The organism is Streptomyces sp. NPDC107550 (assembly GCF_055639095.1).
The window spans coordinates 354,671-371,732 of sequence record NZ_JBVKBC010000002.1; the positions used below are offsets into that span (position 1 = coordinate 354,671).

Annotated in this window: 12 protein-coding genes; 1 reads left to right on the forward strand and 11 read right to left on the reverse strand. The window is 70.9% G+C overall.

Features of this window, described 5'->3' with window-relative positions; all coding sequences use genetic code 11:
- Position 1: 1 nt before the first annotated feature.
- From ACZ7LY_RS04640 to dusB, 10 genes are all read right to left on the reverse strand, one after another.
- Positions 2-1,231, reverse strand: coding sequence for an NAD(P)/FAD-dependent oxidoreductase (locus ACZ7LY_RS04640; protein ID WP_471623038.1), 1,230 nt, complete (start codon positions 1,229-1,231; stop codon positions 2-4).
- Between the two features lie 197 nt (positions 1,232-1,428).
- Positions 1,429-2,316 carry a carbohydrate ABC transporter permease gene (locus ACZ7LY_RS04645; RefSeq protein ID WP_471623039.1) on the reverse strand — a complete coding sequence of 296 codons (888 nt, stop codon included), beginning with the start codon at positions 2,314-2,316 and terminating at the stop codon, positions 1,429-1,431.
- A gap of 47 nt (positions 2,317-2,363) precedes the next feature.
- Positions 2,364-3,272 carry a carbohydrate ABC transporter permease gene (locus tag ACZ7LY_RS04650; protein WP_471623040.1) on the reverse strand — a complete coding sequence of 303 codons (909 nt, stop codon included), beginning with the start codon at positions 3,270-3,272 and terminating at the stop codon, positions 2,364-2,366.
- Complete coding sequence (locus tag ACZ7LY_RS04655; protein WP_471623041.1) at positions 3,269-4,525, reverse strand: ABC transporter substrate-binding protein; 1,257 nt, start codon at positions 4,523-4,525, stop codon at positions 3,269-3,271. Before ACZ7LY_RS04655 ends, ACZ7LY_RS04650 begins: the two co-directional genes overlap by 4 nt.
- 142 nt (positions 4,526-4,667) lie before the next feature.
- Positions 4,668-5,603 (reverse strand): oxidoreductase, encoded by a 936-nt coding sequence (locus tag ACZ7LY_RS04660; protein WP_471623042.1) that lies wholly within the window; start codon positions 5,601-5,603, stop codon positions 4,668-4,670.
- A gap of 175 nt (positions 5,604-5,778) precedes the next feature.
- Positions 5,779-8,058: an ABC transporter permease gene (locus ACZ7LY_RS04665; RefSeq protein WP_471623043.1), complete on the reverse strand. Its 2,280-nt coding sequence runs from the start codon at positions 8,056-8,058 to the stop codon at positions 5,779-5,781.
- Positions 8,055-8,741, reverse strand: a complete 687-nt coding sequence (locus tag ACZ7LY_RS04670) for an ABC transporter ATP-binding protein (RefSeq protein WP_471623044.1) — start codon at positions 8,739-8,741, stop codon at positions 8,055-8,057. The genes ACZ7LY_RS04665 and ACZ7LY_RS04670 overlap by 4 nt, the downstream gene beginning before the upstream one ends.
- 68 nt (positions 8,742-8,809) lie before the next feature.
- On the reverse strand, positions 8,810-9,241 hold the full coding sequence (locus tag ACZ7LY_RS04675) for a hypothetical protein (RefSeq protein ID WP_471623045.1): 432 nt from the start codon (positions 9,239-9,241) through the stop codon (positions 8,810-8,812).
- A 402-nt stretch (positions 9,242-9,643) separates the two neighbouring features.
- Entirely contained in the window at positions 9,644-12,361 is a 2,718-nt protein-coding gene (ppdK, locus tag ACZ7LY_RS04680) for a pyruvate, phosphate dikinase (protein ID WP_471623046.1), read from the reverse strand.
- 903 nt (positions 12,362-13,264) lie between these two features.
- Positions 13,265-14,398: a tRNA dihydrouridine synthase DusB gene (gene dusB / locus ACZ7LY_RS04685; RefSeq protein WP_471623047.1), complete on the reverse strand. Its 1,134-nt coding sequence runs from the start codon at positions 14,396-14,398 to the stop codon at positions 13,265-13,267.
- A gap of 172 nt (positions 14,399-14,570) precedes the next feature.
- On the opposite strand from dusB, the gene ACZ7LY_RS04690 reads away from it, so the two are divergent.
- The gene (locus ACZ7LY_RS04690; RefSeq protein ID WP_471623048.1) at positions 14,571-16,040 is read left to right on the forward strand and encodes an MFS transporter; all 1,470 of its coding nucleotides are present in this window, start codon (positions 14,571-14,573) and stop codon (positions 16,038-16,040) included.
- On the opposite strand, the gene ACZ7LY_RS04695 is transcribed toward ACZ7LY_RS04690, so the two are convergent.
- Positions 16,001-16,978 carry a helix-turn-helix transcriptional regulator gene (locus ACZ7LY_RS04695; protein ID WP_471623049.1) on the reverse strand — a complete coding sequence of 326 codons (978 nt, stop codon included), beginning with the start codon at positions 16,976-16,978 and terminating at the stop codon, positions 16,001-16,003. The genes ACZ7LY_RS04690 and ACZ7LY_RS04695 overlap by 40 nt on opposite strands.
- Positions 16,979-17,062: the final 84 nt, after the last annotated feature.

Below are 17,062 nucleotides of genomic sequence, written 5' to 3' on the forward strand. Positions count from 1 at the left end.
GTCAGTGGCCTCCGTGAGGGGTCAGCAGATGGTGCAGCGGCGCGCCGGCCCCTGCGGGGAGCGGCAGCGGGCCGTCGGTCTCCCAGGTGCGCGCGAGGGTGTCGACGCCGGTCAGCTCGCCGACGAGGACACCGCCGACGAGCCGGTCGCCCCGGACGACGACCTTGCGGTAGGTGCCCCGGGTCGCGTCCGTGAGCCGCACGACGTCATCGCCGTGCGCGGCCTCCGGCGCGCCGAACGCGGCCAGGTCCAGCGGCCCGTCGTCACGCGCGAGAGTGAGCCGAGTCAGCGCCCGGGTACCGGTGTACGGGGTTGATCCGCCGGTCAGCAGCGCGGCGAGGGCGTCGGCCTGTTCCAGTGCGGGCGCGGCCAGGCGGGGGCTCGCGCCGGGGTGGCGGTTGCAGTCGCCGAGGGCACGGATGTGGGGGTCACTGGTCCGCAGTTCGTCATCGACCAGCACGCCGTCGCGGACGTCGAGGCCCGCCGCTTCGGCGAGTGCGGTACGGGGGCGGGTGCCGCAGGTCAGTACGGTGACGTCGGTGTCGAGGCGGTGTCCGTCGTGCAGTTCGATGGCACGGACGCGGCCGTCGGTCACTGTCGCCGCGCGGGCCCGGCAGGCGGTGTGGACCTCGACGCCGAGCGCGGTGAGGTGCCTACGTACCAACTGGGCTGCTGGCGCGTCGAGGTGACGGTTCATGAGGTGCTGCGGCTGGTGGATCAGGGTGACGCGGGCGCCGCGCCGGGCGAGGGCGCGGGACGCGCTGACGCCGTGGAGGCCGCCGCCGATGACGGTGACGTTCGTGCGGGGCGCGCCGGGGCCCGGGGTGGCCGCCGCCGCGAGGGCCAGGCAGTCGTCCATCGTGCGGAACGGGTGGACTCCGTGAGGGAGTTGGTTCTGCGGCCCCCTGAACAGGCCGTGCAGGGGCGGGAGCACCGGGTTCGCGCCCGTCGCCAGGACGAGGGTGTCGTACGGGACCGTCGTGCCGTCCGCGCAGTGGACGCGGCGGCGGGTGCGGTCGATGCGGAGGGCGCGGGTGCGGTAGTGGCGGGCGCGGGTGCGGGGCAGGGCGATGACGTCGGGGGTGTAGGTGCCGGCCAGGACCTCGGGGAGCAGGACCCTGTTGTACGGGGGGTGGGGTTCCTCGCCGAGGAGGAGGGCGGTGGGGCCCAGGTGGTGGGCCAGGCGGGTGGCGGCCAGTCCTGTCCCGATGACAACCGTCTGGGGTGGCATGTCTTCAGGGTGCGGGGGGTTTGTTTCCCGGCGGTGGGCTCGTCGTTACCTCGGGGGTTCGGGGGGCTCAGATCGGGGGCGGGGTGGTTGTGAGGGGCGGGGTTCTGGGGGGGGCGGGGTTCTCGGGTGCGGGCCCGTTCTCTTTTGCGCAGTTCCCCGCGCCCCTGAGGAGGTGGGGCGCTCTCGTGTGGGGTCTCTCAGTCGATGCCGGAGTGTTCGGTGCCTTTGACGATCCAGCGTTGGAAGAGGAGGAAGACGAGGAGGAGGGGGAGGACCGAGACCGCCGCCGCTATGAACAGTTCGTGCAGGCGGACCACCTGGGACGTCGTGAAGGAGGAGAGCGCCACCTGGACCGTCCACGCCGACTGGCCCTGCCCGATGACCAGCGGCCACAGGAACGCGTTCCACGCCCCGATGAAGACGATCGTGCCGACCGCCGCGAACACCGGCCGCGCGTTGGGCACGACGACCCGCCAGTACGTACGCCAGTAGCCGAGGCCGTCGACGCGGGCCGCGTCCTCCAACTCGCGGGGGAAGCCGAGGAAGTACTGCCGGAAGACGAAGCAGGCGAACGCCGAGAACAGCGTCGGCACGATCAGGCCGCGCAGCGTGGAGACCCAGCCGAGCGACGACACCAGGACGAACGTCGGTACGAAGGTGACCGCCGCCGGGATCATGAGGGTGCCGAGGATCGCGTAGAACACCTTGTTCGCGTGCCGGTACGGGATGCGGGCCAGGCCGTACCCGGCGAGCGAGGCCAGGAGCAGCGTGCCGGCGGTCGTGGCGACGGCGATGAACGCCGAGTTGAGCAGCGACCGCGCGAACGGCACGGACGTGTCGTCGAACAGCTCCCGCACGTTCCCCCACCGCAGGTGCGACGGGAAGAACGTCCAGGACGGCGACGTGATGTCCACCTCCGACGCGAGCCCGTTGCGCACGAGCAGATAGAAGGGGACGAGGAAGAGGACCGCGAGGGCGATCAGCAGGGCGATGCGCAGCGCCCGCCCCGCCCTGACCAGCGCGTCGTCCCGCACCCGCGCTCCCTCTCTCGGCGCGATCGTCGCTCCCGCTCTCCGTGCGCTCATCGCTCCCGCTCTCCGTGCGCTCATCGCTCCCGCTTTCGGCGCGCTCATCAGTCCGCCTCCTTGCGGCCGAGCCCGAACCAGCGTGCCTGCCCCACCGTCACCACCGCGATGATCAGCGCGAGGAGTACCGCGCCCGCGCTGCCGAGCCCGAGGTTCTGCCCCTGGCCGAGGGCCGTGTAGTAGAGGTAGACGAGCGGCGGGCGGGCGTAGGGCGGGTAGCCGCGCGCGTCGGACAGCAGGTTGTAGAACTCGTCGAACGCCTGGAACGCGTTGATGACGAGCAGCAGCACCACCGCCACCGATGTGGCCCTGAGCTGCGGAAACGTAATGTTTCTGAAGACCTGCCAGCCGGGCCGCGCGCCGTCCACGGCGGCCGCCTCGTACAGCGCGGGGTCGATGCGCTGGAGCCCGGCGAGGATGAGGATCATGTAGAAACCGGCCTGGAGCCACAGCCGTACGGTGACGATGACCAGCCAGTACCAGGGCGGATGTGTCGTGGACAGCCACGCGATCTCGTCGGCGCCGGCGTAGCCGAGCAAGGTGTTGGCGAGGCCGAAGCGGACCCCGTTGAACAGGGACATCTTCCAGATCAGCGCGGCGACGACGTAACTGCACGCGGCGGGCAGGAAGAACACCGACCGGAAGAACGCGCGTGCGCGCCGCAGCCGGTTCACCATCAGGGCGAGCCCGAGCGACAGCGCGTACGTCGTCGGCACGATGAACAGCGTGAACAGGCAGAACGTGCCGAGGCTGCCGGTGAACGCGTCGTCGCGCAGTAGCGCCGCGTAGTTGTCGAGGCCGACGAAATCGGTCGGGGTGACCGTGTTGTGCGCGTCGAAGAAGCTGAGCCAGACGCTCCACAGCAGCGGGATGTACGTGAAGACGCCGAGGCCGAGGACGAACGGGCCGACGAACACCCAGAACCACAGCGCCCGATGGCGCTCGGCGCGGGTCACTTCTTCTTCACGCGGGCCAGCTCCGCCGACACCTTCCGTACGACGTCCCGCAGTTCACGATCGGGGCTCGCGCCGTCCTTGATGATCCGGTTGAGCGCGTCCTGGTACGCGGTCTGCGCGGCCGGCGTCCACAGCAGCGGCTGCGCGTAGCCGTGGTCGGTGGCGTAGCGGACGGCGTCGGCGGCGGCGCCCTCGCGGAGCTTCGCGGCCTTCTTGGCGAGGGAGATCCGTGCCGGGATGTGGAAACCGTAGGAGAGCGCGAAGTCCTCCTGGTAGTCGGTGCGGTCGATCCACAGCCACTTCAGGTATTCCTTGGCGGCGCGGGTGTGGGCGGTGCGGGTGGAGACGGCCGCCGCGTACGCCCCGACCGGCACCGAGGGCGCCCCGTGCGGGCCGTCCTTCGGGAACGGCAGCACGCCGAAGTCGTCACCGAGCGCCTTGCGGACGGCGGGCAGCGCCCACAGCCCCGACCACTGCATCGCGGTCAGCCCCTGGATGAACGCGGCCGGCTCCGACCAGTCGGCGGGCGCCCCGAGCAGCAGCGACTTGTCGGCGTACAGGCGGCGGATCTTGCCGAGGGCGCGGGCGGCGGCCGGGTCGTCGAAGCCGACGGTGCCTTCGGGGGTGACGAGGGTGAGGCCGGCCGCGAACAGCGGGGTGCCGCCGAGGACTCCGGCGCCTGCGTCGTTGCCGAGGAAGAGGCCCTTGGCCTTCTTGCCGGTGAGTTTTCTCGCGGCGTCGACCAGCGCGTCCAGTGTGGTGGGCGGTTCGACGCCCGCGTCGGCGAGCATGCTCTTGCGGTAGTAGAGCATCTGCATGTCGATGGTCTGCGGGATGCCCCAGATCTTCCCGTCGTACGTCTTCGGGGCGAGGACCGCCTTGTTGAAGTCGTCCTTCACACCGTCGAACAGGTCGGCGAGGTCGACGACCTGCTTGCCCCGGGTCTGGTCCAGGGACGGGCCGTTGACCTCGAAGACGTCGGGTCCGGAGTCGGTGAGGAGGGCGGCGGCGGTCTGCTGGTCGTAGTTCCCGGGGCGCCACTGCACGCTGACGCGGGCCTTGTCGTAGGCCGCCGCGTACTTCTTCACGGCCTGCTCGGTGCCCTGCTCGCCGTACTGGTGGTACCACTGCGCGAGCCTGGGCCCGCTGCCGCCGCCTCCGTCGTCGCCGCCCCGGCCGGTGTTCGACCCGCAGGCGGTGAGCAGGCCGAGCGCGGCGGCGCTCCCGAGCAGTCCTCTACGGCTGATGGTCATGCTGTCTCCCCCAGATGTCCGTCCGCGTGCCCGGCGGGGAGTCCGCCAGGCGTCCGTACCGATGAGCTCGACGGCCCAACGATCAACCATGCGGCCGGATTACGACAGAGGGACTACAGCCGTGTGTCGGTGTGCCGGGCGCTCAACTCTTCAGCGCGGGCCCGTAGTCGACGCCGGTGAGCTGCTCGGACGCGGCCCACAGCCGCTCGCCGGCCACGTCGTCGCGCGCCCAGGGTGCCCGCCAGGACTTCGCGGGTGCGCCGCGCCACATCAGGACGCGCGGGCCGTAGAAGTCGTCGGGCCGCACGCCGGGGGCGGTCGCCGCGTACAGCGTGGGCAGCGCGCCTTCGGTCGCGGGCCGCGCCACGATCCGGTTCCCGATCTTGAAAAGGCGCTCCATCCTCTTTCTGCCCTCCATGCGGGCACCTCGCGTCTGGAGCGACGTCGCCGCGTATCCGGGGTGGGCGGCGACGGAGGTCAGCGGGAGCCCGGCACGGGCGGTGCGGCGGGCCAACTCATGCGTGAAGAGGAGATTGGCGGTCTTGGAACGCGCGTACGCGATCCACTTCCCGTACGTCTTCTCGCTGTTGAGGTCGCCCATGTCGATGTTGGCGAGGGCGTGCGCTCCGCTGGAGACGGTGACGACGCGCGGCGCGGGAGCTTCGAGCAGCGCGGACAGCAGCCCGCCGGTCAGGGCGAAGTGACCGAGGTGGTTGACCCCGAACTGCGTCTCGAACCCGTCCGCCGTGCGGCTGTACGGGAGCGCCATGACGCCCGCCTTGTTGACCAGCAGGTCGAGCGGGCGGTCGGCGTCGGTGTAGCGGGCGGCGAAGTCCCGTACGGAGGCGAGGTCGGCGAGGTCCAGCGCGCTGAACTCCACGTCCACGCCTGGGACTTCGGCGCGCAGCGCGTCGACGGCGGCGGCGCCCTTGGCCTCGCTGCGGCAGGCGAGGACGACGTGGGCGCCGGCCCGGGCCAGCTCGCGGGCGGTGACGTAGCCGAGGCCGCTGTTGGCCCCGGTGACGATCGCGGTGCGTCCGCGCTGCGAGGGGATGTCGCCGGCGTTCCAGCCGCTCATGGTGTGCTCCCTGTGTCGGTGGTGACGGGTGGTGACGGTACGGGTGGCTTCCCCCATTCCGGTGGAGGGTAGGCGGCGCGGCGCCGGGTGGCGCCGGCCGGGGCGGGCGGCTGCGGCCCCGGCCGACGGGCACGGCGGGTTCGGGCCAGTCCCCGCGGGGTCAGTCCCTGCGGGGTCAGTCCCTGCGGATCAACTCCGGGTCGATACGTCTGCCGATGAGCGGGAGGGAGCCGAGGGCGGCGAGCACGAGGACGCCGAACGCGGTGTACAGCAGGACGGGGACCCCGGCGCCGTCCCAGAACACCGCGCCTCCGCCGGTCACGAGGTACCCGGACTCGATGATCTTCCCCGTGACCAGGGCGAGGACGAGCCCGATGCCGAGCGGCGTCACGACCTGCGCGCACTGCACCGCCCGCAACGTCCGCCGCCGCGTCCCCAGCAACGTCAGCGCCGTCACCTGCCCCCGCCGCTCCACGGCGCGGTCCCCGGCGGCGACGAGATAGGCGGCGACCCCGATCACCAGCCCGAGGACCATGCCTACGGCCAGGAGGGATTTGATCAGGGCTACTTGGCGGATGCCGTCGATGTCGAGCGATTCGAGAGACACCTCGCCGGTGGGAGTGACCGCAGCGATGCTGTCGAGCACCCCTGTGACGGTGTCCGCGTCCGGACTCGACACGAGGTACACCTGCGCGCCGTCCACTCGCATATCGCGTGGCAGCGCCGAGGGGGGCACGATCACAGCGGAGTATCCCTCTGCCAGCCCTGCCGCCTCCATCGAGGAATAGCTGACCGCGCTCGCGGGGACGGTCAGCCGCCATGTGCTCGGACGGCCGTGCACGTGGCCGTACACAGAGGTGACAGCGCCCGGCCTCACGTCGTCAGCGTAGCCGTCGCGTGCCCGCAGACGCTGGATCTTCCCGTCGACACAGCCCTTCGGGCGGGTCGACATGTGCGCCAACTGCCCGCAGGTGGCCACCAGGACACGCGCACCCGACCGCATCTCGTCGGGGCGATTCTCTGAGTCGGCGATGGTGGCCACCGCGTCCACCTGCGGGATGCGCTGGAGGGCTTGTCGCTCCTTGTCCGACACCGCGCTCTCGGCGAGTGAGTAGACCTGAAACTGGGAGTCCGAGCGGTACACCTGGCTCAGCTCGACCAGCACGCCTTGGGTGAGAGACGCCACGAAGACCACCAGCACCAGCCCGGTCGCCACGCGTACGGCGCTCCCGGACTCGACCTCATTACGGCGCATGGCGAGCGCGAGGCTGAACGACCGCGTGCTCCGGGCCACCCTCCCGGCCACGAACTGGGCCATGGCCGGGAGGGTGAGGGCCAGGCCCGCGCCCACAAGGATCACCGCGCTGGGGATGAGGACGGCCGGCACCGCCGTCTCCGTGGGGGCGTGGCCTGTCGCGCCGGCGACGCAGTATCCGACGGCGATGCCGGTACCCGCGAGGAGCGGCAGGTAACCCCACCGCGTGGGCCGCCGGTCCGCTGCCGCGCGCCTGACCGCGAGGGGATTCTTGGCGGCTTCGCGCATACTCCGTGTGCTCACACCCCATGCGAGAGCGGGGCAGCCCACCAGACATGCGATCACTGTCGCGGCATCGGGGACACCGTCCTCCGGGTACCACTTCAGCCCTGGCAGCCCGATGTGTGCGCCGACCTGGTTGAGGACGAGATAGAGGCCGAGACCCAGGGCGCCCGACAGCGTGGAGGCGACGACCGTCTCCACAGCGTTGACCTGCCGGGTGCTCTTCATGCTCAGCCCTAGCAGCCGCAGGGAGGCGAGCCGCCGGGCCCGTGTGGCAGCCGACAACCGCGAACAGACAGCGAGGAACACGCCAAGTGGCAGGAGTACGACGCCGATCATCGTGAAGCGCACGATCCCCAGGGCGCCCTTCTCGAAAGTCGGCGTTGCCGGTGCACGACTGCCGAACGCGTCGAAGGCGTAACCATCAGGCAGTTGGGCGCGGGTGACACCCACGTACGCGAACAACTCCGCCGGGTCGGCCAGCCCTTGGGGGCCCACCACCCCCGCCACGCGTCCGGGCAGGCGCCGCTTCAGCCCAGGATGTTCCGCGAGTTCCTCCGCCAGCCGAGGAGAGACGTAGAGCTCTCCTGGGTGGGGCGGCCGCCGCAGTCCTGGCGGGACCGGTGTGGCCGCCGAAGTGCCGGGCGCGATGAACATACGGGTCAGGGGGCGAGAGCCGAACGGTTCCTGGCGCGTCGTCTCTCGGCTCAGTACCCCCGGTGCGACATGCTCCGACACCCTCGTTGTTTCGCGTCCACTGAGCCGGGCGTCCCGCGCCTCGATGACCCCCGAGATCGAGAGCACGATCGCCAGACAGCACACGCCGATTGCACCGCCGCCGACCATCAGGGCGAAGCGGATGCGGTTGCCTCGGCCCGCGCCGAGCAGCAGACGCAGCCCCAGCCGGAACTCGGTCATGAGGCGTCCGCCGGGGAGAGGACGCCGTCGGTCATGACGTACCGGGTGTCGGCTCGCTCCGCGACCGCCGGGTCATGGGTGACGAGGACGACGGCCGTGCCCTGCGCCTTGGCCAGCAGAATGAACTCCTCCAGAACCACGGCCGCGTTGGCACTGTCCAGCGAGCCGGTCGGCTCATCGGCGAAGACGACGGACGGGCGGTGGATCAACGCCCGGGCGACGGCGACGCGTTGACACTGCCCACCGGACACCTGCGAGGGCCGCCGGTCGCGCACTACGTCAAGACCGAGCCGGCCCAGGACGTGCCCGGCGAGTTCCAGCGCTTCCCCCTTGCGCTGACCGGCGAGGCGCAGCGGCAGCGCCGCGTTCTCCTCGATGGTCAGCTCCGGGAGCAGTTCCCCGTACTGGAAGACGAATCCGAAGCGTTCACGCCGGAGCGTGCTCAGCTCCTCGTCGTCGAGCTCGCCGAGGACGTTGCCCTCGAACCACACTTCTCCTTCCGTCGCCGGGAGCACCCCGGCCAGGCAGTACAGCAGCGATGACTTTCCTGAACCGCTCGCTCCCGTCACCGCGACGACCTCGCCGCGTCGTACGGTCAGCGAGACGTTCTTGACGGCCTGGGTGGACCCGTACCAGAGCCCTACCTTGGTTGCGGCCAGCACTTCCAGTGCCTCTGCAGGCATATGAGTTCAGCCCTCTCGGGGGAGAAAGCCTGGGGCACCCCGCCTCGGGGTGCCCCAGGGCGAGGTCACTAGTCGGCGGCCTGGTTGTGCCGGTGGGCTGTCGCCGAGCAGTGGTCGGGCAACAGGACCCCACGGTCGAGGCATACGCGCAGGTACGCGTCCCGGGTGTACTGCTGCGCCCCCTTCCACAGGGAGCCACGCATCCACTTCGCCCCGTTCTGCTTGCCCTTGTAGCGGAACCAGTCCGACCCCTCGATCCGGGCGTGCAGGTACACGTTGTGCCCGTCTCTGGTGTTCGTGTCCCTCAGGCGCCCGCTCCAGTCGAACGAGCCGTGATGGACCCTCGCCGGATAGAACTTGTACACACCCTTGAACGCCCCTCCGTGGGTCCTGATGTGCGGCAAGTCATGCCACGCCCCCGCCATCGCAACCCCCGCCCCGCCGGCGAACACCCCCGCCGCCAGCAGACCGACCACCGCACTCTTCAACCGTTTCCGCATGCTGCGCGCACACCTCTCCCTGTGAGCCCCGCCCGCTCCTTCGGCTTCGGCGTTCGGGGATCACGGACAGTAGCGACACGGCGCGCACCAAAACAACTACACAGAGTGACTGTCACTTAATGAGGTGATCCTGAAGCGCGGGGCGCCACATACACGCCCACCTCGCGCCGGGCGCCCCACACATATGCCCCCCGCACATATGCGCGGCACCAGAAGCCCGCCCCGCACCTATGCCCGCCCCCGCGAAGAACCCGCCCACCCCGCGCACGCGAAAAGGCGGTACCCCCCGCACAGGGGTACCGCCTTCTTCTTCGCTGACCGGGGCCGCCGCGGATCGGTGAGGGTCGGGGACCCGCGGCAGCCCCGGAGTTCAACGCCGTCCGGCGACGGCGACAAGGAGGGTCAGCGGTGGTCGCTGCCCGCCGACGTGGACGCCGCACGCCCGGCCTCAAGGCGCGCGACCGGAATCCGGAACGGGGAGCAGGAGACGTAGTCCAGGCCCACCTCGTGGAAGAAGTGGACGGACTCCGGGTCACCGCCGTGCTCGCCGCAGACCCCGAGCTTGAGGTCGGGGCGGGTCGCCCGGCCGGCCTCCACGGCGGACTTCACGAGGGAGCCGACGCCGTCCTTGTCGATGGTCTCGAAGGGCGACACCCCGAAGATGCCCTTCTCCAGGTACGCCGTGAAGAAGCTGGCCTCCACGTCGTCACGGGAGAAGCCCCAGACGGTCTGCGTCAGGTCGTTCGTGCCGAAGGAGAAGAACTGCGCGGCCTCCGCGATCTGACCGGCGGTGAGCGCGGCGCGCGGCAGCTCGATCATCGTGCCGATGGCCAGCTTCAGCTTCACGCCGGTCGTCGCCTCGACCTCCGCGATGACCTGGTCGGCCTCCTCGCGGACGATCTCCAGCTCCTGGACGGTGCCGACGAGCGGGATCATGATCTCCGCGCGCGGGTCGCCCTTGGCGTTCTTGCGCTCGGCGGCGGCCTCGGCGATGGCCCGTACCTGCATGGTGAACAGGCCGGGGATGACGAGGCCGAGGCGGACACCGCGCAGGCCGAGCATCGGGTTCTGCTCGTGCAGGCGGTGGACGGCCTGGAGGAGACGCAGGTCGTTCTCGTTGGCGTCCTTGCGGGACTCGGCGAGCGCGACGCGCACCGACAGCTCGGTGATGTCGGGCAGGAACTCGTGCAGCGGCGGGTCGAGCAGCCGGACCGTGACCGGAAGTCCGTCCATCGCCTCGAACAGTTCGACGAAGTCCTGCTTCTGGAGCGGGAGCAGCTGCTTGAGGGACTCCTCACGCTCCGTGTCCGTGTCGGCGAGGATCAGCCGCTCGACCAGCTCGCGCCGGTCGCCGAGGAACATGTGCTCGGTGCGGCACAGGCCGATGCCCTGGGCGCCGAAGCGGCGGGCGCGCAGCGCGTCCTCGGCGTTGTCGGCGTTGGCGCGTACCCGCAGGCGGCGCACGCGGTCCGCGTAGGCCATGATCCGGTGCACGGCGCCGACCAGCTCGTCGGCGTCGTCGGCGCCGGCGTGCATGCGGCCCTCGAAGTACTCGACGACCGGGGACGGGACGACGGGCACCTCACCGAGGTAGACCTTGCCGGTGGAACCGTCGATGGAGATGACGTCGCCCTCTTCGACGACCTTGTCGCCGACGGTGAGGCGGCGGCGCTTGGTGTCGACCTCCAGGTCCTCGGCGCCGCAGACACAGGTCTTGCCCATGCCGCGCGCGACGACGGCCGCGTGGGAGGTCTTGCCGCCCCGGCTGGTCAGGATGCCCTCGGCGGCGATCATGCCGTCGAGGTCGTCGGGGTTGGTCTCGCGGCGGATGAGGATGACCTTCTCGCCCGAACGCGACCACTTGATGGCGGTGTACGAGTCGAAGACGGCCTTGCCGACGGCGGCGCCCGGCGAGGCGGCGATGCCGCGGCCGAGCTGCTCGACCTTGGCGTCCTCGTCGAAGCGCGGGAACATGAGCTGCGCGAGCTGGGCGCCGGAGACACGCTGGAGGGCCTCGGCCTCGTCGATCAGGCCCTGGTCCACGAGCTGCGTGGCGATGCGGAACGCGGCGCCGGCGGTGCGCTTGCCGACGCGGGTCTGGAGCATCCACAGCTGGCCGCGCTCGATGGTGAACTCGATGTCGCAGAGATCCTTGTAGTGGTTCTCCAGGGTCTCCATGATCTGCATGAGCTGGTCGTACGACTTCTTGTCGATGTTCTCCAGCTCGGCGAGGGCGACCGTGTTGCGGATGCCCGCGACGACGTCCTCGCCCTGCGCGTTCTGCAGGTAGTCGCCGTAGACGCCCTGGTGGCCGGAGGCGGGGTCGCGGGTGAAGGCGACGCCGGTGCCGGAGTCGGGGCCGAGGTTGCCGAAGACCATCGAGCAGACGTTGACGGCGGTGCCGAGGTCGTGCGGGATGCGCTCCTGGCGGCGGTACAGCTTGGCGCGGTCGCCGTTCCACGAGTCGAAGACGGCCTTGATGGCGAGGTCCATCTGCTCGCGCGGGTCCTGCGGGAAGTCGCGGCCGGCCTCGGTCTTGACGATCTTCTTGAACTTCGTGACGAGCTTCTTGAGGTCCGCCGCGTCGAGGTCCGTGTCGACCGTGACCTTCTTGGCGTGCTTGGCCTTCTCCAGCTCCTCCTCGAAGAGGTCGCCGTCGACGTCCAGGACGGTCTTGCCGAACATCTGGATGAGGCGGCGGTAGGAGTCCCACGCGAAGCGGTCGTCGCCTGCCTGCTTGGCGAGACCCTGTACGGACTTGTCGGAGAGCCCGATGTTGAGGACGGTGTCCATCATGCCGGGCATGGAGAACTTGGCGCCCGAACGCACCGACACGAGAAGGGGGTTGTCGGCCTGGCCGAGCTTCTTGCCCATCTTCTTCTCGAGCGCGTCGAGGTGCGCGGAGACCTCGTCACGCAGTGCCACCGGCTCCTCGCCGCTGTCGAGGTAGACCTTGCATGCCTCGGTGGTGATCGTGAAGCCCGGAGGGACGGGAAGGCCCAGGTTGGTCATCTCGGCGAGGTTGGCACCCTTGCCGCCGAGGAGGTCCTTGAGGTCCTTGTTTCCCCCGGTGAAGTCGTAAACGAACTTCGTTACCTGAGGATCTTTGTTTTCCGACACGGGTCTCGACCCCTTGAGGCTCGGTGGCTGCCCTGACGGCGAGGAACATACCCAGATCCAAGGCTCATGGGTACGTCCACTCAGCCGTCATGGGGCCGTAACCACCCGTCCGCCAGGAGATCGAAAGTGATCGCGGGGTACGGCGCCGGTCGACCATCTGTTCACTTCTTGAAGTATCAACCCCCGTAGAGCCGGGGCTTTGCTCACATGAGCGGGGCTCGCTCGCATGTGCGTTCAAAACATAAATGATCGAGCGATGGCACTCAGTGCCACGACTTGGAGAAGTGCAGTCAGTGTTTGAGTGCTCATCTGAGCGCAACCCCTATCAGGGGTGGCGAGAATCACGCCCCCGCGAGCACCCTCCGGACGGCTCGATGTCAGCATGCGGACACCTTGGGCGCCGCCGGGAGGGCGGTCGGCGGGCCCTCCCAGCGCCCTGCTCGCCGCCCCGGCAAAGAGGGGGAAACCCGCAGGTAAAGCCGGGTAAAGGCGGTGCGGGGGTACGGCCGTGGCGGGGGCGGGATACGGACAAACACGGGACGAGGCGGGTCGGGGCGAGGCGGGACGGGCGGCCGGCCAGGCGGCGCCGGGCAGCGCGGTAACGCAGCAGCGCGGCCACGCGGGGAGCGCGCCGGCCCCCGGGTACGAGACAGGGGCCCGGTCGCCGCGCACAGGCGGTGTCCGGGCCCCTGGGACCGACCGGAGGGGGCGGCGAGACGCCAGGCGGTGAGCAGGAGGCGCCAATCAGAGGGCGGGGAGGCGCCAGGGCGGAGGCCGGAGGCACCCGCGAGCAAACCGGACGGACGGCGCCACCGGCAGCCCGCCGCTCACATGAGCCGCCCCCGGGCCCGCCCCCGGCCAGAGCCCCCGCCCGCCCCCCGCCGGAAGCGAGCCCGCGGCGCCTCACCCCCCGCTGGTGTCCAGCTCCGCGTCCTCCGAGATGCCCGCGCAGTCGTACGGGTCCTTGAGCCAGCCGTCGGGCAGGACGACGCGGTTGTTGCCGGAGGTGCGGCCGCGCGGTCCGTCGGCGCCCGCCGGCCACTCCTGGTCGAGGTCGAGTTCGTCGAGCCCGGCGCGGAGTTCGTCGAGGGAGGACGTGATGGCGAGCCGCTTGCGCATCTCCGAGCCGACCGAGAAGCCCTTGAGGTACCAGGCCACGTGCTTACGGAAGTCGATGACACCCCGTGCCTCGTCGCCGATCCACTCGCCGAGCAGCGTCGCGTGCCGCACCATCGCGCCGGCGACGACCCGCAGCGTGGGCCGCACCCGCTCCTCACGGCCCTCGAACGCGGCGACCAGATCCGCGAACAGCCACGGCCGGCCCAGGCAGCCGCGGCCCACGACGACGCCGTCGCAGCCGGTCTCGCGGACCATGCGCAGCGCGTCGTCGGCGGACCAGATGTCGCCGTTGCCGAGGACGGGGATCTCGGGGACGTGCTCCTTCAGGCGGGCGATGGCGTCCCAGTCGGCGGTGCCGCCGTAGTGCTGGGCGGCGGTGCGGCCGTGCAGGGCGATGGCGGTGACACCCTCCTCGACGGCGATCCGGCCGGCGTCCAGGTACGTGATGTGGTCGTCGTCGATGCCCTTGCGCATCTTCATCGTGACGGGCAGGTCACCGGCGCCGGTGACGGCTTCGCGCAGGATGGCGCGCAGCAGGTTCCGCTTGTACGGGAGGGCCGAGCCGCCGCCCTTGCGGGTCACCTTGGGCACCGGGCAGCCGAAGTTCAGGTCGATGTGGTCGGCGAGGTCCTCTTCCGCGATCATGCGGACGGCCTTGCCGACGGTCACCGGGTCCACGCCGTACAACTGGATCGAGCGCGGCTTCTCGGTCGCGTCGAAGTGGATCAGCTGCATGGTCTTCTCGTTGCGCTCGACCAGGGCGCGGGTGGTGATCATCTCGCTGACGAAGAGGCCCTTGCCGCCGCTGAACTCCCGGCAGAGCGTGCGGAAGGGCGCGTTCGTGATCCCGGCCATGGGCGCGAGAACCACGGGCGGCTGCACGGTGTGCGGGCCTACGGTGAGCGGCTGCTGGGTCATCGGGCGGATCTCCGGGAACGTACGGGCAGGGGCGGGACGGCGACGGGCCGGCCGGGGCGCGCCGCGAGCGTCGAACCCCACGGCAAGCGTCCATTGTCCCTCACCGCCACCACCCCGCGTCCCTCCTCCCCTCCCCCGCTCGGCAGGGCGCGGCTGCGGATACCGTCGGTACATGCCCGATACAACCGACACCCTGAGCCCGCGTCGCCGGATGCTGGTGCTGGCGATCTGCTGCATGAGTCTGCTGATCGTGAGCCTCGACAACACGGTGCTGAACGTGGCGCTGCCCTCCATGGCCAAGGACTTCGACGCCACGCTGTCGGGCATGCAGTGGACGATCGACGCGTACACGCTGGTCCTGGCGTCGCTGCTGATGCTGGCGGGGTCCACGGCGGACCGGATCGGGCGGCGCAGGGTGTTCCAGACGGGGCTCGTGGTGTTCACGGCGGCGTCCGTGGCGTGCTCACTGGCGCCGAACCTGGAGGCGCTGGTCGCGTTCCGGATGGTGCAGGCGGTCGGCGGTTCGATGCTGAACCCGGTGGCGATGTCGATCATCACGAACACGTTCACCGACCCGCGTGAGCGGGCCCGTGCCATCGGTGTGTGGGGCGGGGTCGTCGGTATCTCGATGGCGGCGGGCCCGATCGTGGGCGGGCTGCTCGTCGACTCGGTCGGCTGGCGGTCGATCTTCTGGGTCAATCTGCCCGTCGGCCTCGCGGCCCTGCTCCTGACCGTGCGGTACGTGCCCGAGTCGCGGGCGCCGAAGGCCCGCCGCCCCGACCCGGTCGGCCAGGTCCTCGTGATCGCGCTGCTCGGCTCGCTCACGTACGCGATCATCGAGGCGCCGTCGGCGGGCTGGACCTCGGGCCGGATCGTGGGCTTCGCGGCGCTGGCCGTGGTGGCGCTCGCCGGGCTCCTCGCGTACGAGCCGCGGCGGGTGGAGCCGCTGATCGACCTGCGGTTCTTCCGCTCGGCGCCGTTCAGCGGTGCGGCGGTGATCGCGGTCGCCGGGTTCGCGGCGCTGGGCGGCTTCCTGTTCCTGTCGACGCTGTACCTCCAGGACGTACGGGGGCTCGACGCGCTGCACGCCGGGCTGTGGATGCTGCCGATGGCGGCGATGGCGCTGGTGTGCGCGCCGCTCTCGGGCCGGCTGGTGGGCGCGCGCGGGCCCCGGCTGCCGCTGCTGGTGGCGGGGGCGACGATGACGGTGAGCGGGGTGATGTTCGCGGCGTTCGACGCGGAGACGGCGAACGGTTCGCTGCTGGCCGCCTACGTCCTGTTCGGCATCGGGTTCGGCTTCGTGAACGCGCCGATCACGAACACGGCCGTCTCCGGGATGCCCCGCGCGCAGGCCGGGGTCGCGGCGGCCGTCGCCTCGACCAGCAGGCAGATCGGGCAGACGCTGGGCGTCGCGGTGATCGGCGCGGTCCTCGCGTCGGGCGTGGCCTCGTCCTCGTACGCCACGTCCTTCGTGCCGGCGAGCCGGGCCTGCTGGTGGATCCTCGTCGGCTGCGGGCTCGCGGTGCTGGTGCTGGGCGCGGTGACGAGCGGGGCGTGGGCGCGCGGGACGGCGCTGCGCACCGCGCGTCGCCTGGAGGAGCCTCAGGACGCGGAGCTGACCGAGGCGTCGACGGGGGCCTGAGCGGCGGGGACCTGAGCGGCGGCGGCCGGGGCGGGGGCGCTGTCGGCCTCGGCGAGCGCCGCGAGCTGTTCGAGGCGGGTACGGGTGTCGTCGTCGGCCGGGGTGTAGGTGACGAGGCGGGCGGCGCCGGCGCGGCCGATCCACAGGTCGGTGTGGACGACGGTGACGACGCCGACGTCCTCGTTGCGGAAGTACTTGGTGCGGCTGTCGACGGAGCGGACGATCTCGTAGCGCTCCCACAGCTCGCGGAACTCGCCGGACTCCTCCAGGAGCCGCTTGAGGAGCACCTTGAAGCCGGGGCCGCCGATGTTGTCCGCCATCACCGCGCGGAACTTGGCGGTCATCGTGCGCAGCACCTCGTCGAGGTGGAGGACGGAGGCGCGCCACCGCTCGTTCGTGAAGGCGAGCAGCATCAGGTTGCGGTCCTCGACGGGCACGGTCTCCAGGTCGCACAGGAGGCGGCCGTAGGTGCGGTTGTAGGCGAGGATGTCGTACTTGCTGTTCTGCACGGCCGCCGGGAACGGCTCCAACTGGCGTAGCATCGCCTGGAGTTCGGGCGTGACGCGGGCACAGCCGGGGACCGGGCTCGGGTCGATGACGCCGGCGAGACCGAAGAGGTGGGTGCGTTCGCCCGCGTCGAGGCGCAGGGTGCGGGCGAGGGCGTCGAGGACCTGCGCGGAGACCTGGATGTCGCGGGCCTGCTCCAGCCACGTGTACCAGGTGACGCCGACATTGGAGAGGTGGGCGACCTCCTCGCGGCGCAGGCCCGGGGTGCGGCGGCGCGGGCCGCGCGGCAGGCCGACGTCCTCGGGCGCGATGCGCTCGCGCCGGGAGCGCAGGAACCCGGCGAGTTCGTGGCGGCGGATCTCCGCGGGGCGGGCGTCGGGGCCGGTGCGCGTGAGGTGGGCGGCGCCCGCTTCCTGCGTCATCGTGGTCATGCCTCCAGGGTGGGTGCGGGGCGGGTGCCGCACGAGCCTGTTGCCAGGTGGTTCTGGTACCAGGATAAAGACTTACTGGTACCC

What these genes read in the sequence shown, in the direction of transcription:
- ACZ7LY_RS04640 (WP_471623038.1), bottom strand. Translation starts at nt 1,231, where the DNA reads ATGCCACCCCAGACGGTTGTCATCGGGACAGGACTGGCCGCCACCCGC.
- ACZ7LY_RS04645 (WP_471623039.1), bottom strand. Translation starts at nt 2,316, where the DNA reads ATGAGCGCACGGAGAGCGGGAGCGACGATCGCGCCGAGAGAGGGAGCG.
- ACZ7LY_RS04655 (WP_471623041.1), bottom strand. Translation starts at nt 4,525, where the DNA reads ATGACCATCAGCCGTAGAGGACTGCTCGGGAGCGCCGCCGCGCTCGGC.
- ACZ7LY_RS04660 (WP_471623042.1), bottom strand. Translation starts at nt 5,603, where the DNA reads ATGAGCGGCTGGAACGCCGGCGACATCCCCTCGCAGCGCGGACGCACC.
- ACZ7LY_RS04665 (WP_471623043.1), bottom strand. Translation starts at nt 8,058, where the DNA reads ATGACCGAGTTCCGGCTGGGGCTGCGTCTGCTGCTCGGCGCGGGCCGA.
- ACZ7LY_RS04670 (WP_471623044.1), bottom strand. Translation starts at nt 8,741, where the DNA reads ATGCCTGCAGAGGCACTGGAAGTGCTGGCCGCAACCAAGGTAGGGCTC.
- ACZ7LY_RS04675 (WP_471623045.1), bottom strand. Translation starts at nt 9,241, where the DNA reads ATGCGGAAACGGTTGAAGAGTGCGGTGGTCGGTCTGCTGGCGGCGGGG.
- dusB (WP_471623047.1), bottom strand. Translation starts at nt 14,398, where the DNA reads ATGACCCAGCAGCCGCTCACCGTAGGCCCGCACACCGTGCAGCCGCCC.
- ACZ7LY_RS04690 (WP_471623048.1), top strand. Translation starts at nt 14,571, where the DNA reads ATGCCCGATACAACCGACACCCTGAGCCCGCGTCGCCGGATGCTGGTG.
- ACZ7LY_RS04695 (WP_471623049.1), bottom strand. Translation starts at nt 16,978, where the DNA reads ATGACCACGATGACGCAGGAAGCGGGCGCCGCCCACCTCACGCGCACC.